General features: G+C 67.0%; 10 protein-coding genes and 5 pseudogenes. 6 read left to right on the top strand and 9 right to left on the bottom strand.

Annotation, left to right across the window (positions count from 1 at the left end; genetic code table 11):
- Together EET03_RS03655 and EET03_RS03650 are read left to right on the top strand one after the other, a co-directional pair.
- A pseudogene (locus EET03_RS03655) lies at positions 1-234 on the top strand (HNH endonuclease signature motif containing protein); the annotation flags it as partial.
- A gap of 112 nt (positions 235-346) precedes the next feature.
- Positions 347-1,609: a metal-dependent hydrolase family protein gene (locus tag EET03_RS03650; protein WP_075544334.1), complete on the top strand. Its 1,263-nt coding sequence runs from the start codon at positions 347-349 to the stop codon at positions 1,607-1,609.
- Positions 1,610-1,743: 134 nt separating this feature from the next.
- Here EET03_RS03650 and narI read toward each other — a convergent pair.
- The 6 genes and pseudogenes from narI to EET03_RS03620 all read right to left on the bottom strand — a co-directional run.
- Positions 1,744-2,277, bottom strand: a pseudogene (gene narI / locus EET03_RS03645) (respiratory nitrate reductase subunit gamma); the annotation flags it as partial.
- Positions 2,278-2,279: 2 nt separating this feature from the next.
- Positions 2,280-2,444: pseudogene (gene narY / locus EET03_RS03640) on the bottom strand (nitrate reductase subunit beta); the annotation flags it as partial.
- Positions 2,445-2,588: 144 nt separating this feature from the next.
- Positions 2,589-3,718: pseudogene (locus EET03_RS03635) on the bottom strand (MFS transporter).
- A gap of 179 nt (positions 3,719-3,897) precedes the next feature.
- Positions 3,898-4,854, bottom strand: a complete 957-nt coding sequence (locus EET03_RS03630; RefSeq protein WP_075544333.1) for a class I SAM-dependent methyltransferase — start codon at positions 4,852-4,854, stop codon at positions 3,898-3,900.
- 84 nt (positions 4,855-4,938) lie between these two features.
- Positions 4,939-5,340, bottom strand: a complete 402-nt coding sequence (locus EET03_RS03625; RefSeq protein WP_075544332.1) for a TA system VapC family ribonuclease toxin — start codon at positions 5,338-5,340, stop codon at positions 4,939-4,941.
- Entirely contained in the window at positions 5,337-5,564 is a 228-nt protein-coding gene (locus EET03_RS03620) for an antitoxin (RefSeq protein WP_075544336.1), read from the bottom strand. The genes EET03_RS03625 and EET03_RS03620 overlap by 4 nt, the downstream gene beginning before the upstream one ends.
- 121 nt (positions 5,565-5,685) lie before the next feature.
- Between EET03_RS03620 and EET03_RS03615 the strand changes: the two genes are divergently transcribed.
- Positions 5,686-8,259 carry an SEC-C domain-containing protein gene (locus EET03_RS03615; protein ID WP_075544335.1) on the top strand — a complete coding sequence of 858 codons (2,574 nt, stop codon included), beginning with the start codon at positions 5,686-5,688 and terminating at the stop codon, positions 8,257-8,259.
- Positions 8,260-8,339: 80 nt separating this feature from the next.
- Positions 8,340-9,491 (top strand): FIST signal transduction protein, encoded by a 1,152-nt coding sequence (locus EET03_RS03610; protein WP_075544331.1) that lies wholly within the window; start codon positions 8,340-8,342, stop codon positions 9,489-9,491.
- Between the two features lie 113 nt (positions 9,492-9,604).
- Here EET03_RS03610 and EET03_RS03605 read toward each other — a convergent pair whose 3' ends face one another.
- The 3 genes from EET03_RS03605 to EET03_RS03595 all read right to left on the bottom strand — a co-directional run bounded on the left by EET03_RS03605 (position 9,605) and on the right by EET03_RS03595 (position 10,781).
- Positions 9,605-10,003, bottom strand: coding sequence for a type II toxin-antitoxin system VapC family toxin (locus tag EET03_RS03605; protein WP_075544330.1), 399 nt, complete (start codon positions 10,001-10,003; stop codon positions 9,605-9,607).
- Positions 10,000-10,245: a type II toxin-antitoxin system VapB family antitoxin gene (locus tag EET03_RS03600; protein ID WP_075544329.1), complete on the bottom strand. Its 246-nt coding sequence runs from the start codon at positions 10,243-10,245 to the stop codon at positions 10,000-10,002. Before EET03_RS03600 ends, EET03_RS03605 begins: the two co-directional genes overlap by 4 nt.
- Positions 10,246-10,451: 206 nt before the next feature.
- On the bottom strand, positions 10,452-10,781 hold the full coding sequence (locus tag EET03_RS03595; RefSeq protein WP_075544328.1) for a nucleoside triphosphate pyrophosphohydrolase: 330 nt from the start codon (positions 10,779-10,781) through the stop codon (positions 10,452-10,454).
- 70 nt (positions 10,782-10,851) lie between these two features.
- On the opposite strand from EET03_RS03595, the pseudogene EET03_RS03590 reads away from it, so the two are divergent.
- Both EET03_RS03590 and EET03_RS03585 read left to right on the top strand, forming a co-directional pair.
- Positions 10,852-11,897, top strand: a pseudogene (locus EET03_RS03590) (HNH endonuclease).
- 192 nt (positions 11,898-12,089) lie between these two features.
- Positions 12,090-13,328, top strand: a complete 1,239-nt coding sequence (locus tag EET03_RS03585; protein ID WP_075544327.1) for an ATP-binding protein — start codon at positions 12,090-12,092, stop codon at positions 13,326-13,328.
- The last annotated feature ends 248 nt before the right edge of the window (positions 13,329-13,576 follow it).

Here is a 13,576-nt window from a genome sequence, read left to right as displayed (position 1 = left end):
TGCCAGGTCCATCATGTGCGCGACTGGGCCAGCACCCATCGCACCGACATCGACCAACTCACCCTGGCCTGCGGACCCCACCACAAACTCCTCGACGGCGACTGGACTACCCGCAAAAACGCCCACGGCGACACCGAATGGATCCCACCGCCGCATCTCGACCACGGGCAACCGAGAACCAACACGTTCCACCACGTAGAGAAACTGCTGCGCGACGGAGACGACGACCCATGACAACCACGCACGGTCAATTCACGCGATGTTCGCACCTTTCCAGTCGCCGACCTAGATTGGAATGACTTTTCCACCAACCGGACCCGGGAACGGGCCGCGATTCGGAGCCGGCATGGATACACACGAACTGCGTATCTCCAACGTCGACGTCTTCGACAGCGTCGACGGCCGGAACACCGGGCCGATGGACGTCACCATCCGGGAGGGCGTGATCGCCGCGGTGGCGCCCGCGGGTTCGACGGAATTCTCCGGCTCGAAGATCGACGGGACCGCAAAGACGTTGATACCCGGGCTGATTGACGCGCACTGGCATGCGATGTTCGCCACCATCCCGGCGTCGGTGGCGCAACTCAGCGAACTCGGTTACGTCTACGCCCGGGCGATCTCCGGCGCCCGGGAAACGCTGCTACGCGGCTTCACCACGGTCCGCGATCTCGGCGGGCCGGTGTTCGGGATCAAGCAGGCGATCGACGAGGGCGTGATCGTTGGCCCACGCATTTACCCGTCCGGCGGGTTCATCTCCCAGACCGGCGGACACGGCGACTTCCGGCTGCCGCACGAGGTCCCTCGCGGTATCTGCGGACACCTGAGCTACACCGAGATCATCGGTGCCGCCGTCATCGCCGACGGCGAAGCCGAAGTGCTACGGGGAGCACGAGAGATGTTGCGGCGCAGCGCCTCTCAGCTCACGCTGATGGCCGGTGGCGGTATCACCTCGACGTACGACCCGGTCGACGTGGCCCAGTTCACCGAAGCCGAGATCCGCGCCGCGGTGGCGGCCGCGGAGAACTGGGGCACCTACGTCACCGTGCACGCCTACACGCCGCGCGCGATCCGCACTGCCGTGGCCGCCGGGGTCCGGTGCATCGAGCACGGCCACCTCATCGACGAGGACACCGCCGCACTGCTCGCAGAAAACGACATCTGGTGGTGCCTGCAGCCCTTCCTTGCCGACGAGCCCACGATCCCCGCCACACCGCAGACAAGGGCAAAGCTGCGGCAAGTGGTCGCCGGCACCGACACCGCGTATCGGCTCGCGATCAAACACCGGGTCAAGGTCGCGTTCGGAACCGACATATTGTTCGACGCCGCACTCGCCAGCCGGCAGGGCGCCCAGCTTGCCGAGCTCACCCGCTGGTTCACGCCCGCCGAGGTGCTGCAGCAGGCCACCATCCGCAACGCCGAGCTCCTGGCCATGTCCGGGCCGCGTAACCCGTACCCCGGCCGGCTGGGTGTGGTGGCCGAAGGGGCCCTGGCCGACTTGGTTCTCGTCGACGGCAATCCGTTGGCCGATATCTCGCTGATCGCCCGGCCCGACGAGGCGTTCGTAGTCATCATCAAGGACGGCCGTCTGGTCAAAGGCACCGTCGAATAGCCAGGGCGTGCCTGGATTGCCGGTGCGGAAGAATCGCGGTCAGCATGGTCGACGGTGTGGCGCGTGACCGCCATCATCGGGGTGTTCGCCGCACGGCGTGGTTACCGATCATGGCGTGGGCGCGCGCTGCCGAGTCAGCGACCGCGGCGCTGAAGATGCGACCCGACCAGCTCCTTGCGCGCGGCGACGCCGCGGCTGCGGTAGACGACGTAGGGCCGGAACAGATACGCGACCGGTGCGCTGAACGCGTGAACCAGCCGGGTGAAGGGCCAGATCGCGAACAGCGCCAGCGCGATCATCACATGCAGCTGGTAGTACAGCGGCGCCAGCGCCATCAGTTCGCCGCGAGGTTGCAGCACCCAGATGGACCGGAACCACACCGAGACGGTTTCGCGGTAGTTGTACGACTCGCCGAACGTCCCCGAGCCCAACGCGGTCGCATACAGCCCCGCCGATATCGCCCCCACCAGGAACACATACATCAGCTTGTCGTTGACCGTGGTGGCCATGAACACCGGGCCGCGGCTACGTCGCCGGTAGATCAGCAGCGCCAGCCCCGTCAGCGTGGTTACGCCGGCTATCGACCCCAGCACGACAGCCTGGACATGATAGGCGTGATGACTCACCCGGGCTGCGTCCGTCCATGATTCCGGGATCAGCAGGCCGATGACGTTCGCGGGTAGCCTTGTCCTGGACGGGTTTCCACGTTATTGAACCAGACGTACTCGGTGCCCGCACGGTTGGTCCAAGCCTGCTTGCGGGTCACCGAACAGGTGTGGCAGCCGATGCACTTGTCGAGGTTCATCACCATCGCCAGCTGTGCCATGACTTTCATGAGGACCTCGCTCCGCAGGCTCCGCTCGCGGGCATCAGTACGCCACCTCTTGAGAGCGCCGACGTACCACTGCCACCTCGTCACGCTGGTTGCCGGTTGGGCAGCGCTCGAGGAGTTCTTCGATCCGGCCCCCGGGTGGGCTGCTCACGCGGTCGCCTTCCTGCGTTCGGCCGCGGGTTCGGTCGCGTGCAGTCTCAGGGCCGTGAATGCCAGCGCCACCAGCGCGGTCGCGACCAACAGCAGCAGCCCGACCGTGTAGTCGTTCTCGACAGGGTCGTAGGTCGCGCCCATCACCAACGGCGGAAAGTAGCCGCCCAGACCGCCCGCGGCGGCGACGATGCCGGTGATCGTGCCGACAGATTGGGCGGGTGAGCGGCGGGCGACCCAGGCGATCACGCCGCCGGTACCGGCCCCCAGGAAGATCGCCAGCGTGATGAACGTCAGCGCCGAGAACACGTCCGGCGGCGGCTTGAACGCCGCGATGAACGCCAGCGCCGCGGAGCCGGCCAGCGACGCGAGGACGACGTACTTGGGCGCGATGCGGTCGGCGAGCGCGCCGCCGAACGGCCGGGCCAGCACGGCAGCCACAGCGAAGCCGGCCGTGCGGGCGCCCGCGTCGACCGCGGAGAAACCGTAGATCGTCTTGATATAGGTGGGCAGGTAGTTGGCGAACGCGACGAAACCACCGAACACGATGGCGTACAGGAACGACATCTCCCAGGTCACCCGCAGCTTCGCGGCGGCGACCAGCTTCGGTGGTACCGGGCCGGTGTTCGGTGTGAAGTCCGGCGAGTTGCGCATGACCAGCACGCACGCCGCAGCGGTGAGCGCCAGCACGACGGCGATGATGACGTGGGTGTTGATCAGGCCGAACCAGCGGACGAATCGTGGTGTGAAGAACGTGGACAAGGCGGTGCCCACCATGCCCATGCCGAACACCCCGGTGGCGAACCCACGGCGGGCGGCGGGTACCACGCGTTGACGAACGGGATCCCGACGGCAAAAACCGTGCCCGCGATCCCGAGGAAGAACCCGAACACCAACAGCAACGGGTAGGAACCCGACTTGCCGGCAAGACCCACGGCAAGCACCGGCGCGATCGTGGGCAGCGAGATCGCGATGAACATCGCGCGGCCGCCGAACCGGTCGGTCAGCGAGCCGATGACGATCCGACCCAGTGCCCCAACCAGAATGGGCGTCGCCACGAGCAGCGAGGCTTGCGCGCTCGACAGCCGCAACTGCTCGGCGTAGGTGGTTGACAGCGGGCCGATCATGTTCCATGCCCAGAAGTTGACGGTCGAGACCCACGTCGCCAAGGCCAAGTTCGCGTCCTGACGCGCGCCGGTATCCGGCGTATTCGCCGTAGTCACCGCTCTACCCAATCACCTCGTCAGCCGGTTGGAAATTAGACCGAAGTATTCGGCGGGCCCGCAGCGGCCCGGTACGTATTGTGCTAGACGCCGGCCCGTACCGCGGACACGAACTGATTTCGCGGGGCGCTGTCTTGGACCTCCTTCGGCGGGTGGCGGTCGTAGCCGGCCATCAGCTGCGCCGACGGCGTGACCGTCACCTCCCAGCCGTGGCGGCGCAACCAGTCGCCGACGTCGTCGCGCTCCTCGAAGTACCACAGCTCGTCGGTACTGGGCACCTCGCGCTGCGGGTCGACCTTGGCCATCAGCGCTCGGACGCGGTCCATCCGCTCGCGCCGCTTGGCGCGGAACGCGGGGTCCAGAAAGTCGGGTCCGAGCGCCTCGACAGCGATCCGGCTTGCGGTGACGGTGAGGCCCTGAACGCGGTTGAACAGCAGATCCTGGGCCACTGCCGGCAAGTACGGCATGAGCCCCTCGGCTGACCATGCGCTCGGCACCGACGCGTCGAAACCGGCCTGCTGCAACGCCTTCGGCCAGTCTTGGCGCAGGTCCACCGGGACGCCGACGCGACGACAGGTCGGCTCGTCCCCGTGCTCGCGTAGCGTCGCCGTTTTGAATTCCAGCACCTTGGGCTGGTCGAGTTCGTAGACCGTGGTGCCGTCGGGCCACGGCAACCGCCAGCACCGCGAGTCCAGGCCGGCCGCCAGAATCACCGCCTGACCGATGCCCGCTCGGGTCGCGTCCAGGAAGAAGGTGTCGAAAAACGCTGTGCGACAGGCCATATAGTTGATCATCGCCTGCATCCGCAGCGGCACCTCGGGTTCGGATTGGAGAACCTCGGCGGGCAGCTGCGGCGCCGAATACCAGTTCCACACGCCGTCGCCGGCCGCGTCGAGGAAAACCCGCGCGAACGGATCGCTGATCAGCGGACGCTCGCTTTCGGATTCGGCCGCGCGGGCCGCCGCCACACCCAGCGCCGTCGCGCCCACGCTCTCGGTGATCTCCCAGCTGTCGTTATCGGTTCTGGCGGTTCTGGCCATGCTCACTTCCTCCCGTCAACACCGACCCTACGGGCAGGTATCCAAAGCGTCGGTCCGGGTGGGGGCACACTGGTTGGCCGTGTGTCAGCAGGCCGTCGGAATGAGGACCGCGACGTCGCTGTGTAAGTGCGCCAGTCCGCTATCGAGAGTCGCCAACTGCCCGTTGCGGCTTCGGGCCAGCTGAGCCAGGTAGGCATCGGTCACCTGTCGGTGGCCGACCACGCCTCCGATCTCGACATCGGCGAAAGAGACGCTGTCGGGCCAGAACTCGTGGCGCTTTGCGGTTTCGACGGCGCTGACCACCTCCCGCGCCGCTGCCGCGGATTGGCCCGTCCGCATCAAGAATCGAACCAGACTTCCCTGCGTGACGGGGCACGTCGCGAAGCCGGCGTCACGCGTGGACAGCCATGCCGCGGCGGCGTCGTGATGCACGTGCTCGGCGACGACCAGTGCGATCAGCACGTTCGCGTCCAGCAGCGCGATCACTCCTCATCCTCCAACGAGCGCACGTCCTCGGAGGTCACGACTTTGCCGACGCTCACCAGTGGCAACCCGGTCCTGGGATCGGTCGAAATCGCGGCGGTACGGCCGGCTCCCAGGCCGCGTCGCATGAGGTCGGCAACGGTTTCACTCAAGGTGCGGCGAGTGTCCCGGGCGATAGCCAACGCCTGTTTGTGCAGGTCGTCGGGGAGATCAATGGTGGTACGCACACCCAAGCCTACATCACTGCATCACGATGCCATGATGTAGGCGACTCCGAGCCGACCAATAACCCGAAGTAGGCCGGCGGGGTTCTCGCGGCGCGGCTCGCCGGCGCATAAGGTGGTCGCCGTGGCTGATGACTTCGCCGGGTCCGAGACCCTAGCAAGAATCTTGACCCAACACGGCCCGTTGGACGCCGACGACATCGCAGCGCGGCTACGGGATGACGGCGTGGCCGATCCGGATGCCGTGCTGGATCAGGTTCTCTACGAAATAGATTGTCCGGCAAGGCAATTGGTCGACTTGAGGTGGGTATGGCTGCCGGCCGTGCTGGCCGGCCGGGTGTTCACACATCGGGTCGGAGCAGCCGAGCTGGCCCACGACCTGCTCACGGTGACCCCGGATCTGGACCCCATCACCGAGCTCTGCGAGCACGAGCAGTACCAGCGACTCGCCGGCGGTTCACCGGCGCAGGTCATGTTGGCCCAGTTCGATGATGAGCTGCTCGAACAGCGAGGCATTCCGGACGCTGCGGTCGACCCGCACGGGGTGCTGCTCCTGGCGCCGGGCACGTTGGCGGCGTTGGGGGTGGCCGAGGGCGACCTGGTCGGGTTGCGGCTGACCGACCAGGGTCTCGCGGTCGAGCGGGTCGAGCGGGTCGAGCGGGTCGCCGATGCCGGGCCGGGCGGCGAAGCGGGCGCCCGGCTGGCCGCGACGCTCGACCCCGAGGAGCCGGACTATTTCGCTGCCGCGGTGTGGACGGTGTGCGCCGAAGATCCGACGCTGTTCACCGAGCCGCTGCCGCCGCTGTCGGAGATCGCCGACGACTATGGTCTGGAGCGCCGCGGCGAATGGCTTGCGACACGCGGATTCGATTTCGACGCTTGGCAATTCGATCAGGGTTGCGCGGCGCTGGCCGAGCGGCATCACCTCGACGCCGAGGACGCGTTCGCGCTGTTCACGCTGATCAGGTTCTACGACCGGATATCTCTGCTGATCGTGGCCGCCGCCGAGGAGGAGTCACCGCAGGAGGCGGTGGCCGCAGTCGTCGGTAGCTTGACGACGCCCGAGTTCGACAACCTCGCCGGTCTTGTCGGGAAGGTAGGGGTCGCGCTCGCCGAACCGCTACTGGCAGAGCTGCTGGTGGCCGAGACGATCGGCACCGAAAGCGTCGGGGTGGTCGCGCTGGGATTGTTCGCCGAGGTGCTGGAGTCGACGGTGCCCCGCGCGGCGCGGGTGGCGTGTCGGTGGCTGCGTGCAGTGGCGCTGGAGCGCATCGGCGACATCGAGGCCGCCGAACACGAACTGCTGGCCGCCGAGTCGATGGATCCGGATTGGCCGTTGCCGCTGTTCGATCTGGCTCGCATCGCCTCCGATCGCGGTGACGTCGAGCGCGGGTTGGCGTTGTTACGCCGCGCCGGCGCCGAGCCGGACTACCCGCTGGTGGAGCTGCTGGAGCAGTACCGGGCTGAGCCGCGCCGTGACGTCGGCCGAAATGACTTGTGCTGGTGCGGGTCCGGGCGCAAGTACAAGAAGTGCCATCTCGGGCGTGAGCAGCTGCCGTTGGACGACCGGGCGCGCTGGTTGTACGCGAAAGCCATCCAGCATGCTCTGGTGAGCGGCTGGAACGACCTGTTGATCGACGTGGCCGACGAACGCTCCCGTCATGCCGGCGATGATCCGGACGCGCTGACCACCGCGCTGGGTGATCCGCTGGTGATCGATGCGGTGCTGTTCGAGGGCGGGGCGTTCGAGGAGTTCCTCGAGATCCGCGGGTCGTTGCTGCCCGACGACGAGCGACTGCTGGCGCAGCAGTGGCTGTTGGTGCAGCGGTCGGTGTTCGAGGTGGAACGGGTGCAGCGTGGCCACAGCGTCACCGTGCGCGACCTGCGCACCGGCGACACCCACGAGGTGCGGGAGCAGGCGGCCAGCCGCCAGCTCAAGCCGGGGCAGCTGGTGTGCGCGCGGGTGTTGCCCGCCGGGGACACCATGCGATTTTTCGGCGGCGTGGAACCGGTCGCGCTGCACGAGCGCGACCCGCTGATCGAACTGCTCGACACCGAACCCGACGCGGTGACACTGGTGGCGTACCTGAGCCGCCGGTTCGCGCCGCCGGCGCTGATTAACACCGAGGGTGATCCGCTGGCGTTCTGTGAGGCCACCGTGCGCGTCGGCGACCCGGCCGCGATCCAGGCCGCGCTCGACGACACCTACGACCGGGTCGAAGGCGAACCGTCGCCGCGCTGGCACGAATACGTCAACGACGATGGGACGCAACGGATCCGGGCGGCCCTGGTGCTCGACGCCGACACGCTGCGGGTAGAGACCAATAGCGAAAAGCGGATGGACCGGGTGCTGGCCACGGTGGCCGCCCTGGACCCGGCGATGAGGGTACTGGAGGACTCGCGCCGCCCGATGGGCGACACCCGCGAGCTGGCCGAGCTGGCCAAGCAGCTGCCGGCGACCAAGGAAAGGGTACCCGATGGGCCCGAGGTGGCCGCGGCTCTCGAGGAGTTCGTCCGCGACTACGAAACCAAGTGGCTTGACAGGCCCATCCCGGCGCTCGAGGGTCGCACCCCGCGGCAGGCCGCAGACGACCCCACCCGACGGGGCGACCTGATCAAACTCCTCGACAGCTTCCCCGCCGCGGCAGGCGCCGGCGCCATGGACGTCAACCGGCTGCGCGCCGCGTTGGGACTGTAGTTCGGACGGCGTGCCGAGTTTCTGCAGAACCGGCCGCCGATTCCGGCGGAAACAGGCGCCGGGCGGCGCATGATGGAAGGGTGCGGATCGGAGTCGGCTTCTCCACCGCGCCCGATGCGCGGAAGGCGGCGGTGGCGGCGGCAACGCAGGCGTGCGACGCGCTTGCGGGTGAGGCGCCGTCGCTGGCTGTGCTGCTCGGATCGCGGTCGCACTCCGATCAGGCGGCGGACGTTCTCAACGCGGTGCAGGGGATCGTCGGGCCGCCCGCGCTGATCGGTTGTGTCGCCCAGGCGGTTGTTGCCGGCCGGCGTGAGATAGAGGACCGACCGGCGGTGGCGGTGTGGCTGGCGTCGGGCCTGGCCGCCGAAACGTTCCAGCTGGACTTCGTCCGCACCGGCTCGGGTGGACTGCTCACCGGTTACCGGTTCGACCGGACCGGACATGATCTGCACCTGCTGCTGCCCGACCCGTACACATTCCCGTCGAGTCTGCTCATCGAGCACCTCAACAGCGACCTGCCGGGAACGACCGTGGTGGGCGGTCTGGCCAGCGGTGGACGCGGCCCGGGCGGCACCCGGCTGTTCCGCGACGGCGGCGTGTTCAGCTCGGGGCTCGTCGGGGTGCGCCTGCCCGGTGTGCACGGGATACCGATCGTGTCGCAGGGCTGCCGGCCGATCGGCCGTCCCTACATCGTCACCGGCGCGGACGGGGCGGTCATCACCGAGCTGGGCGGCCGTCCGCCGCTGGTGCGCCTGCGAGAGATCATCGAGGATTTGCCCTTGCACGAGCAGGAATTGGTCAGCCGTGGCCTGCAGATCGGCATTGTGGTCGACGAACACCTGGCGGCTCCGGGGCAGGGCGACTTCTTGATCCGCGGGCTGCTGGGCGCCGACCCTTCGACCGGGGCCATCGAGATCGGCGATGTTGTCGAGGTCGGCACGACCGTGCAGTTCCAGGTGCGTGACGCGGCGTCGGCGGACAAGGACCTGCACCTGGCCGTGGAGCGGGCCGCAGCTGAGCTGGGCGGGCGGCCGGCGGGTGCGCTGCTGTTCACCTGCAACGGGCGGGGGCGGCGGATGTTCGGGGTGGCCGACCATGACGCGTCGACTATCGAAGACCTCCTGGGCGGGATTCCGCTGGCCGGGTTCTTCGCCGCCGGGGAGATCGGCCCGGTTTTTGGGCGCAACGCGCTGCACGGCTACACGGCGTCGTTGGCGCTATTCGTCGACTGAGCTGGACAGTTATGCGTCACTTGAGTCACATCTGTCACCGCTGGGGGGCACTATGCGTTGTGCCCGGCTATGAGCGACTTTCAGCGACAAGCCGGCGCTGGGTGCCGCCGGGCTTATTCCGGCAGCGCGGATCGGACGCCGGTATGTCCAAAGTCGTTGCCTTTCCATAACAGTGGCTCACGTAGGTCGGTGGCCAGTGCGTACGACAGGCAATCGCCGAAGTTCAAACCGGCTGGATGGCCGCTGCCCTTGCCGAAATCTGCGTAGGCCTGACGCGCAAGCCGGGCCTGCCGTTCGGTCACCGGCTCCACCACGAACCCGGCTTCTTCGAGCAGCTCGTCCAAACCTCTGCTGATGATCGGGTCACGTAGGGAATCCAGGACGATCCCGCATTCGAGATAGCTTGCCGCGGAAAGCCTTCTCGCGTCGGCGGCGGCGATTGCGTTGGCGTAGCGGGCGGCGTCGTCCTCTTTGGTGAGGATCGCAATGATCGCCGACGTGTCCACGATCACGCTGGTAGCCCTCGCTCGTCGTAGAGCATTGCAGCATGGTCCAGCCGCTTTGTCTCTGGGTTCATCCGGCTGGCGGTCTTGTGGCCGATGGCCAGCAGCCGGGCGGCGAGATCGTCCCTCTGCAGCCGGGCCAGACGCTCTTTCACCGCAGTGGCCACCGCCTGAGCCTGAGACTCACCCGTGATCGTGGCGATCTGCCTGACCGCTTCGTGGACCGATGCGTCTTTGATGTTCAACGCCATGCGAGTACCTTTCTACCTGAGTGATGGTACCAGGGTACGCGTGGTTACGGTCTCCAGGACAACCTCGCTGGCCCCAGCCCGCGTCCGACGCAACCACCGCTTTGCGGTGCGGCGCGAAACATTCTGGGGCACATGGTATTTCCTATGCCCCGTGAGAGAGCCGACCCCACGAGAGCGCTCAGGCGAGCGACAGCCGGCTGACGGATTCATCGGCTTGCTGGCGTCGGGTCGACGCCGTCGAGCCGAAGCCGCATATCGAAACCTCCCTTCTCCGCGCGCTTGCGTTGTGCCGTATCGGCGATGGTGTCGACGCTGGCGCCCCGCTCGCCGGCAATGGCAACGAGGACTTCGAGGATGTCGGCGGCCTCCTCGATGACCGCGTCCGTGCGGTGAGCGGCGATGAGTTCGTCGACCTCTTCGCGCAGTTTGTCGAGGAGCGCGGCCCGGTACGGGCCTCCGGCCAGCGTCGTCACCCGGGGTATGCGCCCGGAGGCTCGGATGATGTCGGGAATCTTGTCCCGAACCAGTTTGCCCACGCGGTCCCTCTCCCTCGTCATAATGCGGTGGTGCAGTTGTATCGCACGGGTCTGACAGCGGGGGTGCGCCATGACCGGTGACGTCGCCGACCCGCTGCTGCTCGGCCAGCGTGTGGTGGCGATCCTGGAGACCGGCCTGCGCACGGCCACCTACAAGCTCGCCGCGCTGATGACGTTGATCGACCATTGCATCGAGAACATTCCCGAGCGGCCCGGCGATGTGCTACGGGTGCCGATTCCCGAGCTGGCGCACCGGGTGCTGGAGATCTACTGGCGGCAGGTGCGTCCTTTCGAGGGCCGCGAATTACGCCAGTCCACCCAGCAGCGCGCTCGGATCCTGTTCGCCACCAACGTGTTACGTGAGGCGGCCGCCCTCGGAGGCACGGGTGCGTCGGTGGACGTCGCCAGGCTACGCGCGCCGGCCGCTTACCGAAGTGCCATCGACGAGATCACGCTGCGTCTGGCACAGCAGCCGTTGCATCGGCTGCAGAAGCTGCCGGGCTCGTCGGCCAGTGATCCGTTTCTCTACGACGACTCGTTCCTGCGCGACCACGTGTCGCGGTCGACGCTGCGTGCCCACGGCGACGCGATCGAGCTCAAATCCGGTGTCGCTCACGGACTTGCCCGGCTGGCCGGGCTGCTCAAGCCGGCGCTGGAGATCATGTGGGTCGAGGATGTGCGGCGGATGAACAAGTTCTTGCGCGCCGAGGTTCCCGACGTGGCGGGCCATCTGTTCGGACGTGAACGCACCGGCCTCGCCCCGGTTCGCGGACCGTTCCGGGACGCCTACGGTCCGCACTGCTTCTATTGCGGCACGTATCTGCCGGCTAACAATCCGATCGATCACGTGATGCCGTGGTCACTGGTCGGCATCGACGGCCTGGCCAATCTGGTATTGGTGCGCTGGCGGCGGTGTCGATCGTCGACCGGGTGCTCGATCGTGACCGAGATGTGTTGGAACAGATCGCATCCGAAATCCAGTGGCCAACGCAACGCGATCGCGTGGTGGCCGCGGCGCTCGGCATCTATCGGGTGCAGCCCGCTGGTATCCCGACGTGGTCGGGGTACCGGCAGAGCGACCGGCTGGACATCCGCTTTGTGTCGTCGTGGATGTAATTGCGGTGTACCTGGGTGGCGCCCGGCTTCGCTGCTGTGTGCTCGCCCGGTTGCTACGTACGTCGCATGGCGCGCGGTGGCGCATATGCATATGCGGACGGATCCGCATTGCCCGGTGGGACAAATCCGCAACATCATGGTGGACGGATTCGCAACAGATGATTGGGCAGATCCGCAGCGTATCCTGTCAACATGTCCGTAGTCGACCGCGCGATCGCACCCATGGTGCTGGCCGCGCTGGCCGACACGCCGGTCGTCGTCGTCAATGGCGCACGCCAAGTCGGGAAGACGACCCTTGTTGCGCGACTTGACTACCCGGGGTCAAGCCAGGTCGTCTCCCTCGACGACGCCGCCAACCGCGATGCTGCTCGCGACGATCCGCGCGCATTCGTCTCCCGGCCGGTCGACACATTGGTGATCGACGAGGCACAACTGGAACCGGGACTGTTCCGGGCGATCAAGGCCGAGGTTGATCACGATCGCCGACCCGGCCGCTTCCTGCTTACCGGTTCGGCACGGCTGCTTTCTGCCCCCGACATGGCCGACGCGCTGGTCGGCCGAGTCGAGATCATCGAACTCTGGCCGTTCTCGCAAGGTGAACTCGCCGGATTCGCCGACAGCTTCGTCGATCTGCTGTTCGGCGCGCCACGTGAACTGATCCACAGCTCCGATATGCGGCGCGCCGATCTGGTCGAACGCGTCGCCACCGGAGGCTTCCCAGAGATCGTTGCTCGCGCGCCGTCGAGACGGCGCGCATGGTTCGACAACTATCTGACTACGGCGGCGCAGTCGGTCATCCGCGAGCTCTCGGCAATTGAGCGGCTTGCCGAAGTTCCACGATTGCTTCGGCTCTGCGCGGCGCGGACTGGTGCCGAACTCAACGTCAGCGCGCTGGCGAACGAACTGTCGATCCCGGCCCGCACCACCGACGGCTATCTGGCCTTGCTGGAAGCGGCCTTCCTCATCCATCGGGTGCCGGCCTGGTCGACCAACCTGACCCGCAAGGTGATCCGCAGACCGAAGCTGGTCGTGTCGGACAGTGGCCTGGCATGCCACCTGCTCGGTGCTACCGGTTCGACGCTGGATCGTCCAGGTGGTCACCTCGGCCCGCTTCTCGAGACATTCGTGGCCAACGAGATTCGCAAGCAGCTCACCTGGTCCGACGAGCCGGCCAGTCTGTGGCATTTTCGCGACCGTGGCGGCGCCGAGGTCGATCTGGTGCTCGAACACCCCGACGGCCGGATCTGCGGCATCGAAGTCAAGGCGACCAGCACCCCACGAGCGGAGGATCTTCGCGGTCTGCGCTATCTGGCCGACAAGCTCGGCGATCGTTTTCAGTTCGGCGTCCTGCTCACGGCGGCACCGGAAGCCACGCCGTTCGGCCCCAACCTTGCGGTCCTACCGGTTAGCACGCTCTGGGCGTCTAGGTGAGGCTCGATACCCTCGATTAACCGAGCGCATTACGCGAGCCCGGCGCTCGTCCTGTTGCATAACGGTTGCAGCAACACCGAAGAAGGCCTCGCGATGAGATCTTCGCGAACATCAACGAAGGAAATCTGGCCGTGACCGGTTGGGTCAGGCCCAGGGTTCGATACGCGCTGCGGGGCTGGCTGCCCAGCGCTCGCATTAGGCGGTACGGGCGGCAGCCGGTGCTGAGTTGGATGTCGATCCAGCCGTAG

The sequence above is a fragment of the Mycobacterium innocens genome (assembly GCF_900566055.1).
GTDB classification, from domain to species: domain Bacteria; phylum Actinomycetota; class Actinomycetes; order Mycobacteriales; family Mycobacteriaceae; genus Mycobacterium; species Mycobacterium innocens.
This window is presented reverse-complemented; position numbering and strand designations above follow the sequence as displayed.

What these genes read in the sequence shown, in the direction of transcription:
- EET03_RS03650 (WP_075544334.1), top strand. Translation starts at nt 347, where the DNA reads ATGGATACACACGAACTGCGTATCTCCAACGTCGACGTCTTCGACAGC.
- EET03_RS03630 (WP_075544333.1), bottom strand. Translation starts at nt 4,854, where the DNA reads ATGGCCAGAACCGCCAGAACCGATAACGACAGCTGGGAGATCACCGAG.
- EET03_RS03600 (WP_075544329.1), bottom strand. Translation starts at nt 10,245, where the DNA reads ATGGCGTTGAACATCAAAGACGCATCGGTCCACGAAGCGGTCAGGCAG.
- EET03_RS03585 (WP_075544327.1), top strand. Translation starts at nt 12,090, where the DNA reads ATGTCCGTAGTCGACCGCGCGATCGCACCCATGGTGCTGGCCGCGCTG.